Raw genomic sequence first — 255 nt, forward strand, 5'->3', positions numbered from 1 at the left:
AACTTATACGTAACAGTTAATGCACCTGATGATAAACCAACAGTTACAATAAACACATCGGGCAGTAGTAGCAGCAATAATCCCCAAAGCAGTAATTTTGATATCAGTGTTACTGCCAATGATGATAAAGGATTAAAGGGGTTAGCTTATATTGTCAAAACATCAAGCGGCGAAGCAACCGATATAAGCGGCACTAAAACTTTAAGTGGTACCAGTATGACAACAAGTTTTACCGTGGACTTATCCAGTTTGGCT

1 protein-coding gene is annotated in these 255 nt (G+C 38.4%); it reads left to right on the forward strand.

The window, feature by feature from the left end; translation table 11 throughout:
* On the forward strand, nucleotides 1–255 hold a 255-nt coding region (locus HXW94_RS19090), incomplete at both ends, for a hypothetical protein (protein WP_178368447.1).

This window comes from Desulfobacter latus, assembly GCF_013389365.1.
GTDB classification, from domain to species: Bacteria; Desulfobacterota; Desulfobacteria; order Desulfobacterales; family Desulfobacteraceae; genus Desulfobacter; species Desulfobacter latus.